The following is a 25172-nucleotide window of genomic DNA, read 5'->3' as shown; positions in this document are numbered from 1 at the left end:
AAGCTAGCGCGCGAAGTACATGTCGTGAAGCTCATCCACGTTCACGTCCTTCGCGCGCGCAGCGAACGTGACCTTGCCGCCCTGCATGAGATACACCTGATCGGCCAGGCGCAACGCCATGTTGGTGTTCTGCTCCACCAGTACGATGGTGCGCCCCGCAGCCTTGAGGCGTTCGAGAATCGCGAACACTTCCTGCACCATGACGGGCGCAAGCCCAAGCGAAGGCTCGTCGATCAGCATGAGTTGCGGCGACGACATGAGCCCGCGCCCCAGCGCCAGCATCTGCGCCTGACCACCCGATAGCGTGCCGGCGGGCAGCGCCCGGCGCTCCTTGAGCAACGGAAACAGCGCGTAGACCTCTTCGAGCTGCGATTTCGCACCAGCGCGCCGCGCTTTCGCGAACGCGCCCAGCATCAGGTTCTCCTCGATCGACATGTCGCGGAAGATCATGCGCCCTTCGGGCACCATCGCAATGCCGCGCTGCGCCATGTCCCACGTAGGCACGCCCGCGAGCGGCGCGCCGTCGAAGGTGATCTGACCGCGCTCGAGCGGCACGAGCCCCATGATCGCGCGTAGCAGCGTGGTCTTGCCTGCGCCGTTCGGGCCCACGATGGTCGTGACTTCCCCGCTCACAATATTGAGCGAAACGTCCCACAACACGTTGATCGCGCCATAGCCTGCGCGGGCGCTGCTGACTTCAAGCATGGGCGGCCTCCCCCGTATAGCTGCGCACGACTTCCGGATCGCGGAACACATCGGCGGGCGGGCCGTCGGCGATCAGCTTGCCGAAGTTGAGCACGCACACGCGGCGGCACAGGTTCATCACGGTTTCGATATCGTGCTCGATGATCAGGATGCCTACGTTGTAACGCTCGTGCACCGCCAGCAGCGTTTGCATGAAGCGGCGTTTGGTAGCGGTCTCGAGGCCGCCCAGAACCTCGTCGAGCAGCAGCAGCTTCGGCCCCGTGGCAAGCGCCTTCGCCACTTCCAGCGCCTTGAGTTCGGTCAGCGCGAGTTCCGTGGCCGCGTCGCGCTGCGCCTTGCCCTCGAGACCCATGAAAGCGAGGATCTCGTCGATGCGCGCCTCGTCCACGCGCCCGGTGCCGAAGCGTTGCGCGACGATCAGGTTCTCGCGCACCGTAAGCTCATGCATGGGCTGCGGCACCTGGAACGTCCGCCCGATGCCAAGGCGCGCGCGGCGATAAAGCGGCGACTTCAGAAGATCGACGTCGCCGAAGCGGATCGAGCCGCTTGTGGGCCGCGCGAGCCCTGAAATCGCGTTGAAGAGCGTGGTCTTGCCTGCGCCGTTCGGGCCAACCAGACCCACCACGTCGCGCGTGCCGAGCGACAGCGAAACACCGTTGACTGCCGTGATCCCGCCAAAACGGATCGATACGTCCTGCAAGCGCAGTTCCGCTGCCTGGTCAGCTTGCTGCATAAACACCTCGCCGGGTACGTTTGAAGCGCAGCGCGGTCAGACCCGCGGGGCTCACGATGATCATTGCCACGAGCAGGATGCCCAGCACGATCTGGTGCCCCGTTGGCAGCAGGCTCTTGAGCACGAGCTGATCCACGAGATAAACCGTCACCGCGCCCACCAGCGGCCCGAGTATGGTGCGATAGCCGCCGCAGATCGCCGCGATGATCGGCACGACGGCCCAGCTCGCATTGAACGCGTAGTCGGGTTCGAGAAAGTTGATGTAGTGCGCGTTGAACGCACCGACGAGCCCCGTCATCAGCGCCGAGAGCATCAGCATGGCGAGTTTGAGCATCACGCTGTTCACGCCCACCACGCGCGTGGCGTCCTCCGACTCGTGCATCGCACGCAGCGCGAGTCCCACGTGGCTGCCGCGCAGCCGCGCATAAATCGCGGCGAACACGAGCACGAGCGTGAGCACGACGAGATAGCCGCCGCTCTTGCTGCCGAAGTCGAAGCCCGCGACCTTCGGCAGCCCCGGAATGCTCGAGAGACCGCTCGCGCCGCCGGTGAGATCGGACCATTCGGTCGCGATGATGCGGAAGATCTGCGCATACGCGAGGATGGCGAGCGCGAAGTACGGTCCCTTCAGGCGCAGCGCGGGCGCCATGGCGAGCGAGGCGATTGCGGCTCCCACACCGCCCGCGAGCATCGCGGGAAACACGGGCCAGCCGGCCTTCAGCGTAAGAAGTGCGGAAATATACGAACCCACGCCAAAAAACGCCGCGTGCCCAAAGCTCACCATGCCGCCGAGGTTGCCGAGCAGCGCCCACGCCAGCGCCACGCCGGCGATCGTGAGCGAGGCCACCGCGAGACTCATGAGATACAGGTTCTGCCCGAACACGAGCGGCACGCCCGCGTAGAGCACGACCAGCACCACGGTGAGCACGGCCACGCGCGGGCCGGACCCGGCCGTTGTGGTTTTCGATGTCGACATCGTTCTCATCCCCTTCGTTTCGCCACGCCGAACAAGCCGTTCGGCAGCACGTAGAGCACGAGCAGGAACAGCAACATGCCCGCGAGTTCCTGCAGCGCCGAACTGGCGAGCGTGACAGTGAGCGCCTCGGTAATGCCGAGCAGCATCGCGCCCGCCAGCACGCCCGGAATCGAACCCACGCCCGCGAGCACGGTGATGATGAACGCCTTGACGGTCAGCGCCTCGCCAATGGAAGGCTGGATCGCGCTCGACGCGTAGATCGACACGCCCGCGCACGAAGCGAGCAGCCCCGCGACGACGAACGAGATCAGTTCGGTCTTGCGCGGGTCGATGCCCATCAGGCGCGCCGCGTCGCGGTTGCTGGAGATCGCGCGCACGGCGCGGCCATACCACGAACGCGAGAGCCACCACCAGAGTGCGAGCATCAACACCACGCTGATGCCGAACGAGAGCACTTCGCTGCGCATGGAAAGCAGGCTGCCGAGCATCACGCTGTCCTGCAGCCATGCGCTGCCGGTCGAGCGCACGTCGGCGCCCCAGCCGAGCAGCACGGCATTGGTCAGCACGATGCCGATGCCGTAGGTGAGGATCAGCGAGTTCAGCTCGCGGTCGCGCTTGATGCGGCTCACGAGATACCACGCAGCCGCCGCGGCCACGCAGACCACGGGAATCGCCACCGGAATCGCGAACACAGGATTGAGACCGAGCTTCGTCTCGAACGTGTAGGCGATATAGGCGGCCAGCAGCACCAGTTCGCCGTGGGCGAGATTGATGATGCGCATCGAGCCGAACACCAGCGCGAGCCCCAGCGCGACGAGCGCATACGCGCCGCCCACGAGCACGCCCGAATACAGCGATTGCAGCAACAGGTCCGTCATCGCGGCTCCTCCTTCGTTGCGCGCGCAATTACCACGGCAGCGCGGGGTAGTTCAGCTTGCCGGTGGCGCGCTCCTTCGGCCACACGAGCACGATGCGATTGCCCTGGATCTGCGCCATGTTGTTCAGGAACGCGGGGTTGTCGCCGTTCGGCGCGAAGCTCACCTTGCCGATCAACGTGTCGTGCGGCTTCGCGCGCAGTTCGGCGGCAATGCCGTCCTGCTTGAGCGTGCCCGCATCGGCCGCGCGCGCCATGGCATCGAACAGCAGACGCGATTGCACATAGGCGAATTCGGCCAGGTAGTCCGGTTCCTTGTGATATGCAGCCTGATACGCCTGCACGAAAGCCTTGCCGTCCGCCGTGCCGAAGTCCGCGGGGTACGGCAGCATCGCGCAGCCGATCACGTTGTTCACGAGGTCCGGGTAGTCGGCGGTCATCTTCGGCGTGACGATGGACCACGCGCCCATCACGGCTTTCAGTTGCGGGCGCAACACCTTGGCGGCGCGCAGAATGCCGATATAGTCGTTCTCGTACGCGATCATCAGCAGCACTTCAGGTTTGTCCTGCAGTCGCACCTTGTTCACGAGCGGCTTGAAGTCGGTCATCGCCGGGTCGAACGCGTGCACGGTCACCGTCACGCCCTGAGCGCGCAGTTGCGTGGAGACTTCGTTGCTAAGATCGGTGGTGGCCTGTTTCGTCGAGGCGACAATCGAAACCGACTTCACGCCCATGGCGTTCAACTGCCCCACCACGGCCTTCGAATAGCCCGATGCGGGTCCGATGCGGAAAAAATGCTTGAGGCCGCGCGAGGTCATCGCACTGTCCACGGCGCCCGAGGTGATATAGACGACGCCGGCCTTGTCGGCCGCTTCGGAAGCCGGGCTCACCGAATTGGAGCCGTAGCCCCCCGTAATGGCGAGCACGCCTTGTGAGGCGAGCTGTTCCACCGCGGAAACGGCTTTGGCGGGCTGCGCCTCGTCGTCGACCACGGTGAGCGCCACTTTATGTTTGCCGCTGCCCTTGTTGAAGAGATCGGCGGCGAGGCGAATGCCTTCGAGCTGCGCGTTGCCTGCGCGCGCCATCGACCCGGTCAGCGGCAACTCCACGCCCACGGGCAGCGTGTCGGCAAATGCGGCGGGCGTGTGGGCGAGCAGCGCGCAAGCGCTGGCCGCCCCCGCGCCGATGCGAAAGAGCGCGCGCACGAGGGCGCGCGGCTTGCTGCGAGTAGCGAAGCGGACCATCGAACCTCCAAACCTTAGTCTCGGTGATAGGTAGCGGCGCCGTTCATACGCGGCGCTCGCCCTGTTTCGTTGTTCTATGTTTTGCTTACCACGGCACGCCCGGATACACCGGCTTCGACGTCGCGTAGTTGGCGGGCCACACGAGCGCGAGCTTGCCGTCGTGCGCGAACTGGCCCATGTGCGCCACGTAGTTCGTGTTGTCGCCGCGCGCGTCGAACGCCACCTTGCCGAGGAACGTGTCGTCGCGCTGCGTGGCGCGCAGCGTGTCGGCGAGACCGCCCTTGTCGAGCGTGCCGGCTTTCTGCGCGGAGGCGATCGCGTCGAAGAGCAGTTGCGCGTAGACGAACGACGTCTGCGACTGATAGTTCGAGGTGGTCTTGAAGAGCCGCTGGTAGGTGTCGGAGAAGTCGCGCTGGTCCGCCGAGCGGTAGTCAGCCGGCGAGGACAGCACAGTCGCGCCGTATACGTTGGGCACGAGGTCGGGGAACGACTGCGCCATCTTCGGGCTCGCGAACGCCCACGGCGCCGCAATCGCCTTCAGGTCGGGCTTGAGCACGCGCGAGGCGCGCAGTATGCCCACGTAATCGTTTTCGTAGCCGAGCATCGCCATGGCGTCTGGCTTGTCCTGCAGCTTGACCTTGTTGATGAGCGGCTTGAAGTCGCTGATCGAGGGATCGTAGGCATGCAGGAACGTCTTCACGCCCTGGGCCTTGAGCGCCGTGTCGAGCTGTTTGGCGAGGTCGCTCGTCGCGTCCTTCGTCGAGTAGAGGATCGCGACCGATTTCACGCCCAGCGTGTTGAAAAGACCCACCATGCCCTTCGTGTAGCCGGGCGTGTTGCTCACGCGAAAGAAGTTCTTCAGGCCGCGCGTGACCATGTCGTCGCTGGTGCCGCCCGAGGTCACGTAGACGAGTCCGGCCTTGTTCGCGGCCTCGGACGCGGGGCCAGCGCAGTTCGAATTGGCCGCGCCCGCAATCGCGACGACGTGCTGCGAGGCGAGCTGTTCGACGGCGGCAACGGCCTTGGCCGGGTTCGATTCGTCGTCCACGGCGACGAGCGTGATCTTGTCCTGCGGATGGCGCCGGTTGTAAATGTCGGCCGCCACCTGGATGCCGCGGTACATCTCGGTGCCCGCCTGCGCGAGCGCGCCGGTGAGCGGCAGCTCCACGCCCACGCGCCATTCCGTTGCGTGCGCAAGCGACGGCGCGAGGGCGATGGCCAGTGCCGCCGCCAGCGCGCTGCACAGGCGCGCCTGCGCGGGCCGCACACGTGCGGATTTGCCGATGCCCGCGTGCTGCGCGCGCGTCTTGAGTCGCGTCATGTCTCCTCCTTTGCCTTCCGGGGCTTTTGTGTACTTTGGCGTGTTGCTGCGCGGCGGCCGTCTGATTCGCCTGTACGCGCCACTACTGGACAGGTGCCAGTGTGGTTCAGCCGGGCGGGGCCAACAATTCGTTTTCGGGAAAGCGGGCGTTCGGCTGGCTGGAAGTCGGCATTTGTCCCGATGCGTGGGCACGCGCAGCCGGCGGAGCCATTGAGGAGGGGCGAAAAAAAACCGCTGCACTCAGGCAGCGGTCTTGGGGAACGGCTCGGCGCACTACACAGGGTGTGCGCCGTCAAACGGACGGTCTATGGATGCGCTCAGGCCGGCGCGTTTTCAGTGGCCAGCTTCGAGACCATGCCGGTCTTGGCGTCGTAGGCATAGCCCTGTTGCTCCAGATGAGCGCTGACCGCTTCGACGACCACCTGCTGCTGGGCCTCCTTGCGCAGCAGGTCATGCTCCGGCGCGACCTGGCCCAGCTCGGCGGCAAGGCGGCGGCTCAGCGAGGCTTCGCCTGCGCTGCGGGCAAGGCCCACGATCGCCTTTTCGTTGGCTTGGGCCAGTTGCTGCTTCAGACCGTTTGCGTACTCGGACCAGCGCTTGATGTTCTCGCGTGCATCGGTAATCGCGGCGGCGTGCGTTGCCGTTTCGCGGGCAAGCTGGGCCTTCAGCGCCTCGACTTCTTCCGGGTCGGCGGCGGCCGTCTCTGCCTCGGCTGCGCCCTCGGCCGCTTCGCTCGACGCCGCGGCATTGGCGAATTCGCCCAGTTCGGCCAGTTCGGTCGCGCGCTGCTGTGCGGCTTCGGCGCGCTCCTGCGCTTCGGTCAAGCTCGCCGTCAGACGTTCAATTTCGGAAGCGTCGGCCGTGCGCTCTTCGCTCAGGCTGGCGAGCTGCTGCTGGGCGTTCTGCAGTTCGGTTGCGGCGGCGTCGCGTTCGGCCTGCGCACCGGCGACCTGTTCGCGCTGGGCCGCGTGGGCTTCCTGCTCGGCCTGCAGCGCGGCGCGAATGGCCTCCAGTTCGCCTTCGAGCTTCGCAACGGCCTCTGCATGAGCCGCGTCCAGCGCGGCGCGCTCCGCTTCTTCATGTTCGGTCGAGACGGCAGGCTCGGCTTGCTCGGCCGCCTCCGCGGCTGCGGCTTCGCCTGCCGCGCCTTCGGCGGCCTGGCTCGCATGCGCCTCGCGCTCGGCTGCCAATTCGGCGACCGCGCGCTCAAGTTCCGCCTCGAGGCTCGAGACGCGCTCCGCCAGTTCCTCGGCGCGCTTTTCCGCTGCCTCGGCACGCTGCACCGCGCTCGCGATGTCTTCTTCCAGACCCGACCCGGCGTCGGTCTTCGTCTCGTAGGCACGCGTCATCTTGTCCAGCTGGACTTGCAGGGCGTCGAGCTCCTGGACAGTGGTCTGCAGCTCTTCGAGCGCATTGTCGCGTTCGTTGCAGGCGTCTTCGACGCGCTCGCGCATCGACTGCAGCCGGCGCGCCACGGCGCGCTCGGCCTCGTCCTGCGCCGAGGTCCACAGACGGTCGAGCGCGTCGCGCATCGTGTCCGTCACGGTTTCCGGCAACGCCGGGCGTTCCACGACCTGCTGCACGCGCGGGGCCCGCTCTTCGCGCCACTTGCGCAGCGACGCAGCGACTGCGACCACCGAGCCGGTATGCACTTCAGACCAGATGGCCATGGGAGAAACCTTCTGGCCCTCGTCGGCCATCCGTTCCGCGATTTCCGCAACCAGTTCGTCCGTGATCGTAATGCTGCTTGACATATCTGCCTCGAGAAAGTGCGAGCCCACCCCGCGTTTCTAGAGATTGTCAGCCAACCACCCCCCGGTTAATCGATGGAAAAGCCGGGTTTAAGGGGGGGTGTTCATGGAATTGCGGCGGCCGAAGCGCTTTCGCGTCAAACCGGCGCGGCCACCCGGAACGGCGCCGCCGGGGCAGTGACGGCGCCCGGCGCGCGCCCGTTTGGGTAGTCCAGGTCAGGCTGCCAGCGCCTTGCGGATCGCCGCCGAAAGCTCCGCCGGGGCGAACTTGGAGACGTAGCCATTCGCGCCCGCGTTGCGCGCGTGCGCCTCATTCGCGCTGCCCGAAAGCGACGAGTGGATGAGCACGGGAAGGTGCTTCAATCGCTGGTCCGCCTTGATCTTGCGTGTGAGCATAAAGCCGTCCATCTCGGGCATTTCGAGGTCGGTGATGACGAGCGACACCTTGTCGCGAACCGGAATGCCCTCGTTCTGCGCGTCGGTGGCCATCTGCTGGAGGATCGTCCATGCGGCCTGGCCGTTGTGAGCAATCACGTGCGGCACTTCGAGCGCGGTGAGCGCCTGGCCGATCAGCGCACGGGCAAAGCCCGAGTCGTCGGCAGCGAGAATGCGGCCGCCCGCGAGGCGCACCGCTTCGCCCACGGCGTCGGCGCCCACTTCGGTATGCTGCTCGGGGAAGGCGTCGCGCATGATCTGCTCGACGTCGAGCAACTGCGCGAGGCGCGCGTTTTCGGTGCCCGGATTGATGCGCGCCACGCCCGTCACGTAGCCCGTCGTGCCGCTCGACTCGGCGCTCAGCACCTCGCTCCATTCGAGCCGGACGATGTCCTCCACTTCCTCCACAGCGAACGCCTGCGTGCCGCGCGAAAACTCGGTCACGAGCAGAATGCCGGGCGGCTTCTCCGAGACAGAGCCGATCATCGAGCCGATATCGATCACCGGGATGATCTGGCCGCGAATATCCACCGCACCGGCCAGATGCTCGGGCGAGCCCGCTATGGGCGTGAGTTCGGGCATGGTCGCGATTTCGCGAATCTTGAAGACGTTGATGCCGTAAAGGCCGCGCGCCGCGCCCTTGCGCGCCGAACCCAGGCGAAAGAGGAGCAGTTCGAGCCGGTTATTGCTCGTCAGGGTGGTACGCTCATCCACGCCATGTTGTTGCATTGACTTCACTTTGCACTCCGTAATGTTCTGTCGCGAACCGGCTCGGGAACCGGTCATCCGGCTTGTCTCGGTGCGGGTCTCCGGCGCATGAGGGAGACAATTTGCAGCCGGCGAGTCGGACCTTAATGTCGGCGCGCGGCGACCCCGCGTCCATCGGCACGGCTGCTTTTTCACGTGACATCTGAGCTTTCCCCTACTAACGGCTCAAACGCGTCGAGCTTGAGGCGGTTTACGCGTTTATCTCGTTGCAAGTGACAGATCAACGGGTAAAAGCCGGCAATAACTTCGTTATCCAAATCAATTATTTGATTAGACAAATGGCTGCCCGATCATCGGGCAGCCAACATGCGATCAGGCGAGCCGGGTTATGCCGCCGGCTTTGAAAACGCCAAAGTACTGGGTCCCGCATACCCAAGCAGCGCCGACACTTCCACCGCGCCGCGCGCGATCAGCGCCTTGAAGCGCTCCATGCCCGGCACGCCGCGACTTACCGGCGTGCCCATCACGAGCGCTGCGATCACCGCGCCCGATTCGTCGCGTATCGGCGCGGCAAAGCCCACCACATCGGCTGAGCTTTGCTCGACCGTGACGGCCACGCCGGTCTCGGCCACTTCCTTGAGAAGCGCCTTCAGCTCGCGCTTTTGCGTGCGCGTGACCGGCGTGTGGGCACGCAACTCGGCGGTGCGGAAATACTCGGCCTGCTGCGCCTCGCTCATCGCGGCCAGCAACACGCGCCCGCCCGAGGAGGAAAACAGCTCGCGCCGCTCGCCTATGCCCGCAATGAAGCGGATCGCGCTGCGGCTCTCCGCCGACATTACGTAGACCATGGAAGGCCGGTCGCTCGCGAGCTGACCGATCAGGATCGTTTCGCCCGCCTCGAGTGCGAGGCGCTCCATTACCGGGCGGGCGATTTCGGGAAAGCGCCGCTGCGCGACGATGGCCGCCCCGAGCTTGAAGGCTTCTACGCCAAGCGCGTATTTACCGCCGTTATGCGTGAGATAGTGCGCGTGCGTGAGCGCGCGCAGCAGCGCGAGCAGACTCGTTTTCGGCGTGGCGCTCAAGTCCGCCAGTTCGGTGAGCGTGGCGCCCTGCGGATGGTCGGCGAGAATGCGCAGCACCTGCACGATGCGCGTAGTGGCCCGCGGCCCGGGCGACGCGGTGGATTCGGTGCCCGGTTCGCGGTCTTCGGGGTGGTGCGCCATGGATCGATTGACGGTTGAACGGTGCGAAAAATTATACATGCCGCCCTGCCCTCAAAAGAGAGGCGAACCGTCCATGACGGTATCGCCGTTGCCTGCTCAAACGGCTTCCTCATGCTCGCCGCGCGTGTGCACTCGCGCGCCAGTGGCGATCGCCCCGCTCGCGCACAACGTGTCGATGTGCGCCGCATCGAGCCCGAGCAGATCGCCGAGCAGCGAGTGCGTGTGCTCGCCGAGCAAGGGCGGCGGCACGTCGTATTGCACGGGCGTGGCCGACAGGCGAAGCGGACTCGCCACGCTCGGCGACGTGCCCGCCAGCGGATGCGCAATGCGGCGCACGGATTCACGCGCACGCGCATGCTCGGAGCCGAACGCCTGCGCCACGTCGTTGATCGGCCCGCACGGCACACCGCACGCTTCGAGCGCGGCGATCCACGCATCGCGCGTACGCGTGCGAAACGCCTTTTCGAGCACCGGCAGCAACAGCGCGCGATTCACGCTGCGCGCGCTGTTGGTCGCGAAGCGCGGGTCCGCCGCAAGTTCGTTCAGATCCATCGCGCCGCACAGCGAGCGGAACTGGCTGTCGTTGCCGCACGCGAGAATCAGATGACCGTCGCTCGCCGCGAAGGTCTGGTACGGCACGACGTTGGGATGCGCGTTGCCCAGGCGCCGCGGCACCTCGCCCGAGCAGAGGTAGTTCATCGACTGGTTCGCGAGCATCGCCAGCTGGCAGTCGAGCAGCGCAATGTCGATGTGCTGTCCGAGGCCGCTGCGCTGCCGCTCGATTACGGCGGCGAGCACGCCTGTCGTCGCATACATGCCGGCCATGAGATCCGTGACCGCCACGCCGACCTTCTGCGGACCGCCGCCGGGCGTTTCGTCGGGCTCGCCCGTCACGCTCATGAGGCCGCCCATGCCTTGAATGAGGAAGTCGTACCCCGCGCGGTGTGCGAGCGGCCCGCTCTGACCGAACCCCGTGACCGAGCAGTAGATGAGCGCGGGATTGAGCGCCGCGAGGCTCTCATAGTCGAGCCCGTACTTCTTCAGGCCGCCCACCTTGAAGTTCTCCACCAGCACGTCGCACTGACGCGCCAGTTCGCGAATCAGCGCGGCACCTTCGGGCGCGGCGATGTCCACCGCCATCGAAAGCTTGCCGCGGTTCGCACACTGGTAATACGCGCTCTCCACCGTGTCGCGTCCCGCTTCGTCACGCAGATAGGGCGGTCCCCACGCACGCGTTTCGTCACCCGGGCCGGGCCGTTCGATCTTGATCACCTGCGCGCCGAGATCGGCGAGATTCTGCGTACACCACGGCCCTGCCAGCACGCGGGAAAGATCGAGCACCCGTATGCCTTCCAGCGGGCGGCCGCGCTTTTGCTGCGCTTGTTGCCGTGCCTGCGTTTTCGTCGACTGCGATGGCGATGCTGCTTTCATCTGCTGCATGTGAAATGACCTCTGCCTGGAGTGCGGAACTGCACGTTCATGCGCGGCGCGCGCGCAATTTCATTCGAGCGGCTTGCCCGCCGTTTCGGGCATGCGCCAGTAAGCAACAAGACTCACGGCCGCACCTGCGCACACGTAGGCGAGAAACCAGCCTTCGCGCTGCTGCGATTGCAGCCAGGTCATGAGATACGGCGTCGTGCCGCCGAGCAAGGCGACCACGAGGTTGTACGCAGCGCCAATGCCGATGCCACGCACCGCGGTCGAGAACAGCTCAGCCATGATCGCGGGCGCGATGGCCGAATAGAGTCCGTAAGTGAGCAGCCCGAAGCATTCGACGAGCAGCATCGACGTGATGCTCGGTCCGATCGCGCGCACGACCGGATACAGGAACACGAGATAGGCCAGCGCGAACACCATCAATTGCGGACGCCGCCCGAAACGGTCCGACAACGCACCGAAAAACGGCTGCGCGATCATGAAGATGGCAATGCTGAGCGTGCTCGCCAGAAACGCGTCGGCCGGCGTTGCGCCCGCGTGGCGGATCGCGTAGATCGGCATGAAGCTGATGAAGAGGTAGAAGCTGAACGCACCCAGCACGCTAATGCCCACGAGGCGCAGGACAGCCGTGCGATGTTGCGTCCATGTCCACCACAGCGAGCGGCGCTCGATGCGGCCCGAACGGCGCAGCTGCTCGAACGCGTGCGTTTCGCCCACGTTGCGGCGCATCCAGAAGCCCGCGAGCGAGCCGCAGCCGCCGATGAAGAACGGAATACGCCAGCCCCACGCGACGAGCGCTTCCTTCGGCATGACGTTCGTCATCACACTGGCAAGCGCGGAAGCGAGCAGCAGGCCCGCCGCGATGCTGAAGAACAGGAAGCTGCCATACAGCCCGCGATGCTTCGCGGGCGCGGATTCCGCGAGGAACGTGGTGGCCGCGCCGTACTCGCCGCCGACCGAGAGGCCCTGCACCATGCGCAGCACCGTCATGAGCACCGGCGCGAGCACGCCGATGCTCGCATAGGTGGGCAGCACGGAGATCAGCAACGAGGAGCCCGCCATCATCATGATGGTGAGCGTGAGTGCGGCGCGCCGCCCGAAGCGGTCTGAAAAACCGCCGATCACCCAGCCGCCCAGCGGCCGCATGAAGAAGCCCACGGCGAATACGGCGAAGGTCGCGAGCAGCGAAGCCGTGTCGTTCTCGGCGGGGAAAAACTGTTTGCTGAAGTAGATCGCGAAGGTCGTGTACACCGACCAGTCGAACCACTCCACCACGTTGCCGACACTGCCGGCGAATATGACGCTGGCCGTGCGTCGCGGCACCGCTTCGGCTGCCGCGCCTGCCTGCGCGATTTCGGGGTTGGCGTTCATCCAGCTTGTCTCCTTGATTCCTGTTTTCAGGTTTATTCGAATCGTTCTGGCTGCTCGGCCGGCGGAACCGGTCACGGGTTCCGAATGTAGCACTGGATTCCGAATGTCGAACGAACGCTACGCCTGGCGTATACCCGCGAGACGCCCAATTTATAGTCTATTTCTCTTTGTAAACAATAGCTTATCTCACCTTCACAGCTCGACCATGCTGTTCCGATATTCGAACCGTGTTGCCGATATCGAAACACGATTCTAGAATCGGAACACGATACCGGCGCAACGCGCCATCCAACACTGGAGGAAGACAGGCATGACGACACACGAGGACGCTCAACTGCTCGGACGCGGCTTCTACTGGCAGGAGCTGCAAGCGGGTCAGCGCTTTCGCACGTTCCGGCGCACGGTGACGGAAACCGATCTGGTCAATTTCATTTCGGCTACCGGCATGCTGGAGGCGATCTTCATCGACGCGCATTTCGAACACGGCGCCATGAGCGGCCGCCCCGTGCCGGGCGCACTCACGAGCGGCCTGATCGAAGGCTTGCTGTTTCAGACCATGGTGCAGGGCACCGGCCTCGCCATGCTCGAGTTTTCGATGAAGGCGCACGCGCCGGTCCTCGTCAACGACACGATCTACGGCGTGGTGGAAGTCGAGGAAGTGAAGCCCACCTCGAAGCACAATCGCGCCGTGGTCACGAGCCGCGTGGAAGTACTCAATCAGCGCGACGAACTCGTGCTCTCGTACACCGTCAAGCGCATGCTCGCCGGCCGCCCCGAATGAGCGCGCAAGCGCCCGACGACTTCGCACTGCCAGGAACTGCGCTGTAACGCGCAGCACGTTATGAACGACCCATTCGCACTCAGAACGATTCCCCCCGAAGACGAAGCCTTGCGCGCGCCGGTGCGCGCATTTCTCGCGCAAGCGCTCAAAGGCGTGCCGCCCGCCGTACGCGCGCGTTCGTGGCTAGGTTTCGACGCCAACTTCAGCCGCGAGCTCGCAGCGCAAGGCTGGCTGGGCCTCACGCTGCCGCGCGAATATGGCGGAGGCGGCCGCAGTCCGTTCGCGCGCTTCGTGCTCGTGGAAGAACTGCTCGCGGCCGGCGCGCCGGTTTCGGCTCACTGGATTGCCGACCGCCAAAGCGGCCCGCTCATCGCGCGCTACGGCACCGAAGCGCAGAAAGCGTTCTACTTGCCGCGCATCTGCAAGGCCGAAGCGTTTTTCTGCATCGGCATGAGTGAGCCGAACGCGGGCTCCGATCTCGCGAGCGTGCGCACGCGCGCCGAGCGCACGGCCACCGGCTGGCGCCTCTCGGGCCGCAAGATCTGGACGACGAACGCGCCGCATTCGCATTTCATGATTGCCCTCGTGCGCACCTCGGGCGTACCCGAAGACCGCCATCGCGGGCTTTCGCAACTGATCGTCGATTTATCGCTGCCAGGCGTGCATGTCGCGCCGATCCGCGACCTCGCCGGCGACGCGCATTTCTCCGAAGTCACGTTCGACGATGTCGAATTGCCCGAGAGCGCGCTGATCGGCACCGAAGGCGCGGGCTGGGAACAGGTCACCGCCGAACTGGCGTTCGAGCGCAGCGGTCCCGAGCGCATCTATTCGAGCATCGTGCTGCTGGAAGAATGGGCGCATACGCTGCGCGAAGCCGCGCGCGCAACCCGCACGCCGGTTGGCGAAAGTGAGCGCCGCACGCTCGGCGCGTTCGTGACCGAACTGGCCACGTTGCGAGCGATGTCCGTCGCCGTCACGGGCGCGCTTGCCGACGGCGCAAGCCCCGCCACCCAGGCCGCCCTCGTGAAGGACCTTGGCACCAGCTTCGAGCAGAGCGTGCCCACGCTGATCGGCGACGCGCTCGGCGCGCAACCGCAGCAAGCCGTGCCCCGCGAGCTTGCCGATACGCTGGACTACGTGACGAAGATCGCGCCGTCGTACTCGCTGCGCGGCGGCACGCGCGAGATCCTGCGCGGCATGATCGCGCGCGGCCTCGGGCTGCGCTAAACGAACGACGAACATGGAGAAGAACACCGTGGATGACATGCTGACCGAATCGGCGCACAACGTGCTCGCACGCCATTGCACGCCGCAATTCGTACGCACCGTGGAAGCGGCTCGCGAGCGCAACGCGGGACGCGCCCTGTGGGACCAGCTCGACGCGCTCGGCTTTCTCGACGCACTCGTGCCCGAGGAGAAAGGCGGTTCGGGCATGCGCCTCGCCGCCACGGCGGGCGCGCTGTTCGAATTCGGCGCGCACGCGCTGCCGCTGCCGGCCGCGCACACGATGATTGCGCGTGACCTGCTTGCCCGCGCGGGCGTCGAAGCGCCGCGCGGTCCCATCGCCATCGCGCTTGGCAATGCCTCGCGGCAAGGCACGGCGTTCGTGCCGTACGGCCTCGTGGCCGACACGCTCATCGTCGAAACCGCCGATGGCGCGAGCCTCGTCCCGCTCGACAATGCCGAATTGCGCGCACACGGCGACAGCCTCGACGCCACGCTCACCTACCCGGCGCACGCGGCGCGCGCGTTGCCCGCAAGCGTGCGTGGCGTGGGCGAGCTGGGCGCGCTCGCCACGGCCGCGACGATGGCGGGCGGCATGCAGCGCGTATTCGACACGACGCTAGGCTACGTGAACGAGCGCCAGCAGTTCGGCCGCTCGCTCGGCAAGTTCCAGGCCGTGCAGCAGCAGTTGAGCGTCATGGCCGAGCACGTGGCCGCCACGCGCGTCGCGGCCCAGTTGGGCTGTGCGGGCCACCACACTTCGGAGCAGCGCATCGCGGCGGCCATTGCGAAGGCGCGCGCGAGCCGCGCCGCACCGCTGGTGGCGAACGGCGCGCACGCGCTGGTGGGCGCGATGGGTATCACCGAGGAGTACGACCTGCAACTCTACACGCGGCGCTTGCACGCGCAACGTCTGCAATATGGATCGGAGTCGTTCTGGGACGATGTCGTCGGCACGCACGCCATCGATCATTGGAGCAACGTTGCGGCGGGCGTCATCGGCATTTACGATGCGCTCGACGAAGCGGCGGCGGTCGCGACGTAATCGTTGATTCCGACCGGCAACGCGAGGCGCGCGATTTCCGCAAAATAGCGCGCGCCGGTCATCAGGATATCGTCGTTGAAGTCGTAGCTGGCGTTGTGCAGCGGAATACCGCCGCGCTCCGGCACGTCGCCGTTACCGATAAAAATGAAATTGCCCGGCACGACCTGCAGGAACGCGCCGAAATCCTCGGAAATCATCATCGGCTGCACGTTCGCGTTCACGGCGGCTTCTCCCGCCACGTTGCGCGCGGCGCACGCCGCCAGTTCGACGAACTGCTCCGAATTGACCGTTGGCGCAAATTCGTGCGTGTACTCGAAGCTGCACTCGGCACCGTGGGCCTGGCAAATGCCTATGCTGACCTCTCGCATGCGGGTTTCGAGCAGCGATTGCACGGCCTTCGAATAGCTGCGCGTATCGCCCTTGATAATCACGTTCGACGGAATGACGTTGCGAATGCCGTCGGTGATGAATTCCGTGCAGGAGATCACGGCTTGCAGGCTCGGGTCGAGATTGCGCGACACGATGGTTTGCAGCGCCAGGACGATTTGCGACGCGATGACGATCGGATCGACACCCATATGCGGGCGCGCCGCGTGCGTACCACGGCCTTTGATATGGATAACAAAATTATCCTCGCTCGCCATGATGCCCCCCGCGCGCGTGGCGAACGTGCCGGCGGGCATGCCCGGCATGTTGTGCGCGCCGAAGATCGCGTCGACGGGAAAGCGTTCGAACAGGCCGTCGGCCATCATCGCCTTGGCGCCGCGGCCGTGCTCCTCGGCCGGCTGGAAGATGAAGCGCACCGTGCCGTTGAAATCGCGCCGCTCGGCGAGCAGCCGCGCCGCACCGAGCACCATCGACATATGGCCGTCGTGCCCGCACGCGTGCATTTTTCCGGCGTTCAACGAGGCATGCGCGCGGCCCGGCGCATGCTCCGCGATATTGAGCGCGTCCATGTCGGCGCGTACGCCGATCGCGCGCTTGCCGTCGCCCACCGTGAGGTTCGCCACGAGCCCCGTGCCGCCAATGCCGCGATGCACGTCGAGCCCCAGTGTCTCGAGGATCTTCGCCACGTAGTCGGCGGTATGGATCTCCTCGAAGCCGGTTTCGGGACGCTGGTGCAAATGCTGTCGCCAGCTTTTGAGTTGGCCTTGCAGCGTGCTTTCCATGTCGATGTCCTCTTTCCGGTTACTGCGTGAGCTGGGTCAGCCACGCGTCGCGACGCGCCGCCACGGTTTGCGCAGACGCGCCGACAAGCTCCGCGTACAGGCCTGGCGCCGTGGCACCCTCGGTGCTGATCAGTAGCACGCGTGAACCCGCATCGAGCCCTGCTGCACGCGCGAGATCGGGATCGTGCATGAGTTTCGCGAGGCCCGCGAGACCCGCCGCGCCCGACTCGCCCGATACGACCGGCACGTCGCCAGCCGCGCCGTTGGCGAGGCTGCGCATCGCTTCTATGGCGTCCGCGTCGTCGATCAACATGAAGTTGTCGACGCACGGTTCGAGTATCGTCCATGCGAGCGGCGACGTCTCCCCGCACGCCAGGCCCGCCATCACCGAATCGACCGATCCGGTGGCAATCGCCGCGCGTCCCGCAACGGCGCTTTGATACAGGCAGTCTGCCTGGCACGGTTCAACCACGATGAAGCGCGGACGCGCGGCGCCATCGCGCTCCCACAAATAACTCGCCACACCGGCCGCCAGACCGCCCACGCCGCCCTGCAGAAACACATGCGTCCACGCGCCGCCGGACTGCTCGATCACTTCCGCCGCGATGGTGCCGTAGCCTTGCATGACGTCGCGCGGGATCGCCTCGTATCCTTCATAAGAGGTGTCGGAAACGACGTGCCAGCCGTTCGCCTTCGCGAGTTGGGCCGCGTGCTCCACGGATTCGTCGTAGTTGCCCGCGATTCGAACGATCCGCGCGCCATACGCGGCAATCGCCGCTTCTCGCTCCGCACTGACGTTCGCATGAAGCACGATTACACAGTGGCAGCCGATCGAGCGCGCGGCTGCGGCAAGCGCCTTGCCGTGGTTGCCATCGGTTGCGCTGATGACCGTGAGGTTCGTGACCATCTCGCGGTAGCGGCCCTCGATCAGCATGCGAGGATCGACGTCCTGCAGAGGCCACAAGCGCATGATGAGACGCATCAGCGCAATCGGTGCGCCCAGCGCCTTGAAGCTGCCAAGAGGAGAACGAAACGATTCGTCCTTGAGGCCAATGCGGGCAACGCCCAGGCGCGCAGCCGCCCCGCCCAGATCCCAAAGCGGCGTCGGCTCCGGGCTGATCAACGCCCACCCGGCAAGCCAGGCCCGGCTCTCGTCGCCCGACTTCACGTTCAAGATCGCCCTGAGCGTTTCCGGGTAGGCGTTGCGTGTGGCGCGGGGGTTGGCGATCAGCATGGGTTGGCTCCGGTGAAGTTGCGATGTCGAAATGATATTGCGCAGCCCCCGCGAAAAAGTCTCATAATGCGGTCGAATCACGCAAAAAAATATCGACTTTCAGGCCCCCGCGCAAATGGCGACACATCTCGACTCCTTCGACCGCAAGCTCCTGATGGAAGTCCAGCGCGACGCCCAGATTCCTCAGAACGAACTCGGCGCGCGCGTGAATCTCTCCACGGCGGCGGTGAACCGGCGTTTGCGCCGTCTCGTGGACGATGGCGTGATCGACCATTACGCGGCGATTGTTTCGCCCGAGAAGGTCGATCATCCCATTACGATCGTCGCGACCGTCGAGGTGGAAAGCGAACAGATCGACCTGCTCGACGCCATGAAGCGCACGTTTGCGCAATGCCCGCAGATTCAGCAGTGCTACTACGTCGCGGGCGAGTGGGATTTCGTGCTCATTTTCGCGGTGCGCAACATGGACCAGTACACGGAACTCACGCGCGAGCTATTCTTCTCGAACAACAACGTGAAGCGGTTCAAGACGCTGGTGAGCATGAGCCGCGTGAAGGTGGGGCTCGAAGTGCCGCTCGCGCTGAACGGCGAATGAGAAACGCGCATTTCGACGCAACACAGCCCTTTGGAAAACAGGAGCCACGACACATGAGCAACACGGCGCATCATGCTGGAGCCATTGAAGGTGACGCGTTGTTCCACCACCCGGAAGTCGCCACGCTGCGGGCCGACCTCGCGCTCGCGCTGCGTGCCGCCGCGCATTACGGGCTCGGTGAAGGCGTCTGCAATCACTTCAGCGTCGCGCTTCCCGGCGAAGACGGCCTCTTCCTGCTGAACCCGCGCGGCCTGATGTGGAGCGAGGTCATGGCCGACGACATCGTCATTGTCGACGCACAAGGGCGCGTGATGGCGGGCCGTCATGCCGTGGAGCCCACGGCGATGTTCATTCACGCCGCCATCCACGCCATCGCAAAGAAGGCCTGTGTGCTGCATACCCACATGCCGTACGCCACCGCCCTCACGCTCACACAGGACTGCGGGCTCGATACCACCTTGTCGCAGAACGCCATGCGCTACCACGGCCGCATCGCGCTCGACCGCGAATACAACGGCCTCGCGCTCGGTCCCGAGGAAGGCGAGCGCATTGCGCATGCGCTCGACGGCAAGGACATCGGCTTCCTCGGCAACCACGGCGTGGTGGTGTGCGGCGAGCGTATCGACTACGCGTTCGACGACCTCTATTACCTCGAGCGCGCATGCGCCGCGCAGGTGCTCGCGGGATCGACCGGGCGCGCGTTGCGACCCGTAGCGGCCGATGTGGCGCAGCGCGTGGCGGACCAGATTCAGGGTGAGCGATTGCAGTCGGAACTGTTCTTCGCAGCGCTGCGAAGAACGCTCAAACACGCCTGAGGAAGGGGCGGTCCTACTTCCCCTGCCAAACCGCCTTGCGCTTTTCCGCGAACGCCGAAGCGCCCTCGCGCGCGTCGGCGGAAGCGAACACCGGGTCGGTGATCCCGCGCTGACGCTCGAACATCTCCGCGCTGGACCAGTCTCGCGACTCGCGCATCACGCGCTTGCTCGCGGCCACCGCAAGCGGGCCGTTCGCCACGATCTTCTGCGCGAGTTCGATCGCGCCCGCCAGCGCTTCGCCCGGCGCGGTGAGGCGGTTGACGAGGCCGAACTCGAACGCGCGTTGCGCGCCGAACATGTCGCCCGTTAGCACTAGCTCCATCGCGATGCGCTCCGGCAACTGCTGTTGCAGACGCAACAATCCACCCGCCGCCGCACACAGCCCGCGTTTGACTTCAGGCAGCCCGAACTGCGCGTTGTTCGCCGCCACGACGAGGTCGCTCGCGAGCACGACTTCGAAGCCGCCCGCGAGTGCATAGCCTTCCACCGCCGCGATGAGCGGCTTGCGCGGCGGCGCTTGCGTGAGGCCCGCGAAGCCGCGGCCCGGCAGGCTCGGCCGTTCGCCCTTCAGAAAGCCCTTCAGGTCCATGCCCGCACAAAAGGTGCCGCCCGCACCGGTGATGATGGCGAGCCGCAGGTCGTCGCGCCGTTCCAGTTCGTCCAGCGCGGCGGCTATCGCTTCGGCCACCGCTTTCGTGCAGGCGTTGCGCGCCTCGGGACGGTTGATCGTGAGGATCTGGATTCCGTCGCGATACTCAATCAGCAATTCGTCGCTCATGGTCGGCCTCACTCAGCGCGGCTGCATGCGAATCGCGCCGTCAAGGCGAATGGTCTCGCCGTTGAGCATCGGATTCTCGAGGATATGCAGCGCGAGCGCGGCGAATTCGTCGGCAACACCCAGGCGCGGCGGAAACGGCACCATGCGGCCAAGCGATTCGCGAATCTCCTCAGGCAGCCGCGCAAGCAGCGGCGTGTCGAACAGCCCCGGCGCGATCGTGCATACGCGGATGCCCTTGCTCGCCAGGTCGCGCGCGGCCACGAGCGTCATCCCCACCACGCCCGCCTTCGACGACGCATACGGCACCTGCCCGATCTGCCCTTCGTATGCCGCTACCGACGCCGTGAGCACGCACGCGCCGCGCTCGCCGCCCGCGTCGGGCTCGTTGCGCGCCATGGCCGCCGCCGCGAGACGCAGTGCGTTGAAGGTGCCGAACAGATTCACGCGCACCACGTTTTCATAGGCTTCGAGCGAGCCCGGCGAGCCGTCCTTTTCGATTACCCGCACCGCACCGCCGCGGCCCGCGCAATGCACGAGCGAGCGCAGCGTGCCGCGCTTGGTCGCCGCTTCGAACACGGCGGCCATGTCGTCGGCGCTCGTCACGTCGGCGGCCACAAAGCTCGCGTTCGCGCCGAGTTCGTCGGCCACCGCCGCGCCGCGCGAGCTGGCGAGGTCGGCGATCACGACCTGTGCGCCTTTAGCCAGCAGGCGCTGCGCGCTCGCGAGACCCAGACCCGATGCACCGCCCGTCACCACCGCCACCGTGCCGGCGAATTTGTTCTGCTCGTCCATGTGTCGTTTCTCCTTCGTCGTTCGTGGTTGCTTTATTTAGAGGCGTTCAATGAGCGTCGCGTTGGCCATCCCGCCCGCCTCGCACATCGTTTGCAAGCCGTAGCGGCCGCCGCTCACTTCGAGCGCGTTGAGCATCGTCGTCATGAGGCGCGCACCCGAGGCGCCGAGCGGATGCCCGAGCGCAATCGCGCCGCCCGCCGGGTTCAGGCGCGCCCCGTCCGCGCCCAGCGACTTCTGCCAGGCGAGCGGCACAGCGGCGAATGCCTCGTTCACTTCGAAGTGCGAAATATCGCCGATGGTGAGACCGCGTTTCTTCAGCAAACGCTGCGTGGCGGGAATCGGCGCCGTCAGCATCATGAGCGGATCGTCGCCGCAAACGTCGAACGCCACAATGCGTGCGCGCGGCTTCAACCCCAGCTGCGCCGCCTTCTGCTCGCTCATGATGAGCAGCGCCGAGGCGCCGTCCGAGATTTGCGAGGCATTGCCCGCCGTCACGTTCCAGCGGATGCCCGGAAAGCGCGCTTCCAGTTCCGCGCTTTCGAACGAGGGCGCGAGGCCCGCGAGCCGCTCGACCGTGGTCCCGGCGCGAATCGTTTCGTCGAGGTCGACACGGCGCACGCCCTCGGGTCCCGGAACCTCGATAGGCACGATCTCGCGCGCGAACTGGCCCGCCGCGCGCGCGGCGTCGGCACGGCTGTGCGATTGCGCCGAGTAGGCGTCGAGCGCCTCGCGCGTGAGCGCCCACTTCTGCGCCACGAGATCGGCGCTCACGCCCTGGCCGACCATGCCTTCGGGATAACGCAAGTGGTACAGCGCGCCATACGGATCGCGGCCGATGCGCGACGACCCCATCGGCACACGGCTCATCGACTCCACGCCACCGGCCACCACGATCTCGTTCACGCCCGCCATGATCGCCTGCGCCGCGAAATGGATGGCTTGCTGGCTCGAACCGCACTTGCGCTCGATGGTGGTGGAAGGCACGTGCTGCGGAAAGCCCGCCGCGAGCCACGCGAGGCGGCCGGGCGTCGAGGCCTGCTCGCCCACCTGACTCACGCAGCCGATCATCACGTCGTCCACGCTGCCGGGGTCGAGGTCGTTGCGCTCGATCAGTTGCTTGAGGACCTGCAAAAGCAGATCCACAGGATGCAGGTCGACGAACGCGCCGCCTGCCTTGGTCCGGCCCATCGGGCTGCGCACTGCGTCGACGATTACCGCGCTATGGGTCATGGTTCTCTCAACGGTTGGAAGTTTCATGGAAAATGAATCGCTTGACTCAAAATACACCTCATCGAATCACAATTTCAATAGTGGTAAACATATTTCGGTTCTATAGGATCATTTTTATTGATTTCTCGTTCACGATCCGCAACACTGTTTGCACGACTTGACACCAGAAGACCGAAAAAGGAGACATCGGCGCGCAGCGGAGCGCTGCGCCGCATCGCGAGGGCGAAAAAATGAGCCTGGCGTCTTAAAAAATTGTTCCGGCGAGTATCGGAAAGCTAGAATCCGGGGTTTGCCGCGGGCCACATCGGCACGCCGCACCCTTACCCCGACGAAGGACCCGAAATGAACGACCAGGCCAACTCCCGCACCGACGACGCCGCCGAGTCACAACCCGACTCGCAGCTCGTGAGCGCGCTCGCGCGCGGCATCCGGATCCTCCAGTGCTTCTCGATGGGCGACGCGGAGCTTTCGGCGCGCGATCTGGTCGAGCGCACGGGGTTGCCCAAGCCCACGGCGCTGCGGCTCATCAACACGCTCGCGGAGTTCGGTCTGCTGCGCTATTCGGAGCGCATTTCGAAGTATGTGCTTGGCACGGAGATGCTGAGTCTCGCCGCCCCGGCGCTTGGCCGCATGACGATCCGGCAGATCGCGCGGCCGATGATGCAGGAGCTGGCCGACTACTGCCACGGCCAGGTCACGCTCGCGGTGGGCTACCGCCTGAACATGGCGTACGCCGAAGTGATTCAGGGCGAAGGCAGCGCGGTGTACCGCTCGGAAACGGGCACGCGGCTCTCGCTTTCGCGCACGGCGTCGGGCCGCGCGTATCTGTGGACCGTGCCAGGCGCTGAGCGCGAGCAGTACCTGCAGGAAACGCTCGCGCGCGATCCCGCGAAGGGCGAGTTGCTCTCGCAGCGCCTCGCGCAGGCGCAGCAGGAGTTGCGCGCGCACGGTTGCACGATCTCGCACGGCGACATGCAGCGCGAGATCCATTCGGTGGCGATTGCGCTGTCCGCCCCGATCGACGACGAGTATTGGGTTTTTGGCTGTTCGATTGCAGTTTTCAACATCAGCGGCAACCAGTTGACCGACGACATCGCCCCGCGGCTGATGTCGCTCGTCAGGCGCGTGGAGGCAGCGCTCGGCAGCATGACTGGGGCCGCGCATGACATGGAGACGAGACCGTGGAGCGTGTCCGCGAACTAGCTGTAGCAGCACCCACGCGGGAAGCCCTGTGCTTCCCCGCACTCAAGCAGAGCATCACCTACCAGGAGCTGGACGAACGCGCGGAGCGTATCGCGCACTGGCTCCTCGGCCTCGGCCTGCAACCCGGCGACGGCATTGCGCTGCTGTTCGAGAATCATCCGGCGCTCGCCGTCATCGCCATCGGGGCTGAGCGCGCGGGCCTCTACTACACCCCGATCAGCATCCAGTTGAAAACACGCGAGGCCGCGCACGTCCTCAAGGACTGCGGCGCGCGCGTGTTGATCGCCTCGCAGGCCATGCATGAACTCGCGGCGACGCTCGTGGCCGAGGGCGCGGCGGCGGGCGTCGCCTGCTTCGTTGCCGGTGCTTCCGAGGCGCCGCCTGGCTTCGCCTCGCTCGAAGCGGCGCTGGCCGGTGTCCATGCGAGCGCGCCGTTGCCGCCCTTGCCGCGCGGCCGCGACTTTCTCTATTCGTCGGGAACGACCGGCCTGCCCAAGGGCATCCGCAAGCCGCTCGTGCCGTTCGAGCAGCGCGATGCCGACGACACCGAAACCGCAGCGTGGCGTCAAACCTTCGGCTTTAGCGCCGACTCGGTCTACCTCAGCACCGCGCCGCTCTACCATGCCGCGCCGCTGCGTTACCTCATGCGCATGCTGCACACCGGGGGCCGCGCCATCGTGCTGCAGAAGTTCGACGCCGAGGCGGCGCTCGACGCCATCGCGCGCTACCGCGTCACGCACAGCCAGTGGGTGCCAACGATGTTCATCCGCCTGCTGAACCTGCCCGAGACCACGCGCGCGCAATACGACGTGAGCAGCCTGCGCGTGGCGATTCACGCAGCCGCGCCGTGCCCGCCGCACATCAAGGAGCAGATGATCGCGTGGTTCGGCCCGGTGATCTACGAGTACTATGCCGGCTCCGAAAGCGTGGGCCTCACGGCAATCGCCTCGGACGAATGGCTCGCGCATCGTGGCTCGGTGGGACGCTCGAAGTACGGACTGATCCATATCGTCGATGATGAGGACCACGAACTGCCCGTGGGCGAGATCGGTCGCGTGTTCTTCGAAGGCGGCCCCGCTTTCGAGTACCACAACGATCCGGTGAAGACGCGCAGCGTCTACAACCGCCATGGCTGGGCCACTTACGGCGACATCGGCCATGTCGATGCAGAAGGCTATTTGTACCTGAGCGACCGGCGCGTGGACCTCATCATCAGCGGCGGTGTGAACGTGTACCCGCAGGAGATCGAGAACGTGCTCGCCGAGCATCCCGCCGTGGCCGACGCTGCTGTGATCGGCGTGCCGCACCCCGAGTTCGGCGAGGCCGTGAAGGCGGTCGTGCAACCGCGCGAGCGCGACGCCGCCAGCCCGCAGCTCGCCGAGGAGTTGATTGCGTTTTGCCGGGCACGGCTTTCGCATATCAAGGTGCCGCGCTCGGTCGAATTCGAGGAGGCGCTGCCGCGCCACGACAACGGCAAGCTGCTACGGCGCATTCTCAAGGAGCGCTACCGCCAGCCGGCAGTTTGATA

23 protein-coding genes are annotated in these 25172 nt (G+C 65.7%); 7 read left to right on the top strand and 16 right to left on the bottom strand.

Features of this window, described 5'->3' with window-relative positions:
* Nucleotides 1–3 precede the first annotated feature (3 nt).
* The 11 genes from U5A65_RS37455 to U5A65_RS37405 all read right to left on the bottom strand — a co-directional run bounded on the left by U5A65_RS37455 (nt 4) and on the right by U5A65_RS37405 (nt 12778).
* On the bottom strand, nt 4–705 hold the full coding sequence (locus U5A65_RS37455; protein WP_321949404.1) for an ABC transporter ATP-binding protein: 702 nt from the start codon (nt 703–705) through the stop codon (nt 4–6).
* A complete protein-coding gene (locus tag U5A65_RS37450; RefSeq protein ID WP_321949403.1) occupies nt 698–1438 on the bottom strand; it encodes an ABC transporter ATP-binding protein in 741 nt (246 codons plus the stop codon). The genes U5A65_RS37455 and U5A65_RS37450 overlap by 8 nt, the downstream gene beginning before the upstream one ends.
* Nucleotides 1425–2414 carry a branched-chain amino acid ABC transporter permease gene (locus U5A65_RS37445; protein ID WP_321916484.1) on the bottom strand — a complete coding sequence of 330 codons (990 nt, stop codon included), beginning with the start codon at nt 2412–2414 and terminating at the stop codon, nt 1425–1427. The genes U5A65_RS37450 and U5A65_RS37445 overlap by 14 nt, the downstream gene beginning before the upstream one ends.
* Before the next feature lie 5 nt (nt 2415–2419).
* A complete protein-coding gene (locus U5A65_RS37440) occupies nt 2420–3292 on the bottom strand; it encodes a branched-chain amino acid ABC transporter permease (protein WP_321938921.1) in 873 nt (290 codons plus the stop codon).
* Nucleotides 3293–3320: 28 nt separating this feature from the next.
* The gene (locus U5A65_RS37435; RefSeq protein ID WP_321949402.1) at nt 3321–4532 is read right to left on the bottom strand and encodes an ABC transporter substrate-binding protein; all 1212 of its coding nucleotides are present in this window, start codon (nt 4530–4532) and stop codon (nt 3321–3323) included.
* An 85-nt stretch (nt 4533–4617) separates the two neighbouring features.
* Complete coding sequence (locus U5A65_RS37430) at nt 4618–5853, bottom strand: ABC transporter substrate-binding protein (RefSeq protein ID WP_321949401.1); 1236 nt, start codon at nt 5851–5853, stop codon at nt 4618–4620.
* Between the two features lie 317 nt (nt 5854–6170).
* Nucleotides 6171–7607, bottom strand: coding sequence for a DNA-binding protein (locus U5A65_RS37425; RefSeq protein WP_321949400.1), 1437 nt, complete (start codon nt 7605–7607; stop codon nt 6171–6173).
* A gap of 213 nt (nt 7608–7820) precedes the next feature.
* Nucleotides 7821–8768, bottom strand: a complete 948-nt coding sequence (locus U5A65_RS37420; RefSeq protein ID WP_321916566.1) for a chemotaxis protein — start codon at nt 8766–8768, stop codon at nt 7821–7823.
* A gap of 365 nt (nt 8769–9133) precedes the next feature.
* Nucleotides 9134–9970 (bottom strand): IclR family transcriptional regulator, encoded by an 837-nt coding sequence (locus U5A65_RS37415; protein ID WP_321949399.1) that lies wholly within the window; start codon nt 9968–9970, stop codon nt 9134–9136.
* 96 nt (nt 9971–10066) lie between these two features.
* Nucleotides 10067–11401, bottom strand: a complete 1335-nt coding sequence (locus U5A65_RS37410; RefSeq protein ID WP_321949398.1) for a CaiB/BaiF CoA-transferase family protein — start codon at nt 11399–11401, stop codon at nt 10067–10069.
* A 69-nt stretch (nt 11402–11470) separates the two neighbouring features.
* Nucleotides 11471–12778 carry an MFS transporter gene (locus U5A65_RS37405; RefSeq protein ID WP_321949397.1) on the bottom strand — a complete coding sequence of 436 codons (1308 nt, stop codon included), beginning with the start codon at nt 12776–12778 and terminating at the stop codon, nt 11471–11473.
* Nucleotides 12779–13088: 310 nt separating this feature from the next.
* On the opposite strand from U5A65_RS37405, the gene U5A65_RS37400 reads away from it, so the two are divergent.
* Genes U5A65_RS37400 through U5A65_RS37390 form a run of 3 tightly spaced genes read left to right on the top strand, consistent with a single transcriptional unit; the run spans nt 13089 to nt 15828 of the window.
* Complete coding sequence (locus tag U5A65_RS37400; RefSeq protein ID WP_233888092.1) at nt 13089–13559, top strand: MaoC family dehydratase; 471 nt, start codon at nt 13089–13091, stop codon at nt 13557–13559.
* A gap of 60 nt (nt 13560–13619) precedes the next feature.
* Nucleotides 13620–14786, top strand: coding sequence for an acyl-CoA dehydrogenase family protein (locus U5A65_RS37395; RefSeq protein ID WP_321916501.1), 1167 nt, complete (start codon nt 13620–13622; stop codon nt 14784–14786).
* Nucleotides 14787–14799: 13 nt separating this feature from the next.
* Nucleotides 14800–15828 carry an acyl-CoA dehydrogenase family protein gene (locus U5A65_RS37390; protein WP_321949396.1) on the top strand — a complete coding sequence of 343 codons (1029 nt, stop codon included), beginning with the start codon at nt 14800–14802 and terminating at the stop codon, nt 15826–15828.
* Here the strand turns inward: U5A65_RS37390 and U5A65_RS37385 are convergent.
* Nucleotides 15789–16997, bottom strand: coding sequence for a M20 aminoacylase family protein (locus tag U5A65_RS37385; RefSeq protein ID WP_321949395.1), 1209 nt, complete (start codon nt 16995–16997; stop codon nt 15789–15791). The two genes, U5A65_RS37390 and U5A65_RS37385, sit on opposite strands and share 40 nt — an antisense overlap.
* 19 nt (nt 16998–17016) lie before the next feature.
* A complete protein-coding gene (locus U5A65_RS37380) occupies nt 17017–18231 on the bottom strand; it encodes a diaminopropionate ammonia-lyase (RefSeq protein WP_321949394.1) in 1215 nt (404 codons plus the stop codon).
* A gap of 115 nt (nt 18232–18346) precedes the next feature.
* On the opposite strand from U5A65_RS37380, the gene U5A65_RS37375 reads away from it, so the two are divergent.
* The gene (locus U5A65_RS37375; RefSeq protein ID WP_321916507.1) at nt 18347–18826 is read left to right on the top strand and encodes an Lrp/AsnC family transcriptional regulator; all 480 of its coding nucleotides are present in this window, start codon (nt 18347–18349) and stop codon (nt 18824–18826) included.
* Nucleotides 18827–18879: 53 nt separating this feature from the next.
* Complete coding sequence (locus tag U5A65_RS37370) at nt 18880–19641, top strand: aldolase (protein ID WP_321938942.1); 762 nt, start codon at nt 18880–18882, stop codon at nt 19639–19641.
* A 13-nt stretch (nt 19642–19654) separates the two neighbouring features.
* Here U5A65_RS37370 and U5A65_RS37365 read toward each other — a convergent pair whose 3' ends face one another.
* The 3 genes from U5A65_RS37365 to U5A65_RS37355 are packed head-to-tail and all read right to left on the bottom strand — an operon-like array spanning nt 19655 to nt 22441.
* On the bottom strand, nt 19655–20419 hold the full coding sequence (locus U5A65_RS37365) for a crotonase/enoyl-CoA hydratase family protein (protein ID WP_321949393.1): 765 nt from the start codon (nt 20417–20419) through the stop codon (nt 19655–19657).
* Nucleotides 20420–20431: 12 nt separating this feature from the next.
* Complete coding sequence (locus U5A65_RS37360; RefSeq protein WP_321916512.1) at nt 20432–21211, bottom strand: SDR family NAD(P)-dependent oxidoreductase; 780 nt, start codon at nt 21209–21211, stop codon at nt 20432–20434.
* A 36-nt stretch (nt 21212–21247) separates the two neighbouring features.
* Nucleotides 21248–22441, bottom strand: coding sequence for a thiolase family protein (locus tag U5A65_RS37355; protein WP_321949392.1), 1194 nt, complete (start codon nt 22439–22441; stop codon nt 21248–21250).
* Nucleotides 22442–22783: 342 nt separating this feature from the next.
* Here U5A65_RS37355 and U5A65_RS37350 point away from each other — a divergent pair, with 342 nt between their 5' ends.
* Complete coding sequence (locus U5A65_RS37350; protein ID WP_321916516.1) at nt 22784–23644, top strand: IclR family transcriptional regulator; 861 nt, start codon at nt 22784–22786, stop codon at nt 23642–23644.
* Nucleotides 23623–25170, top strand: a complete 1548-nt coding sequence (locus U5A65_RS37345) for an AMP-binding protein (protein ID WP_321949391.1) — start codon at nt 23623–23625, stop codon at nt 25168–25170. The genes U5A65_RS37350 and U5A65_RS37345 overlap by 22 nt, the downstream gene beginning before the upstream one ends.
* The last annotated feature ends 2 nt before the right edge of the window (nt 25171–25172 follow it).

Origin of the sequence: Paraburkholderia sp. J10-1, from assembly GCF_905220165.1 — a bacterium.
Taxonomy (GTDB): Bacteria; Pseudomonadota; Gammaproteobacteria; order Burkholderiales; family Burkholderiaceae; genus Paraburkholderia.
Note: the sequence above shows the minus strand (reverse complement) of the source record. Positions and strands in the feature narration are given on the sequence as shown.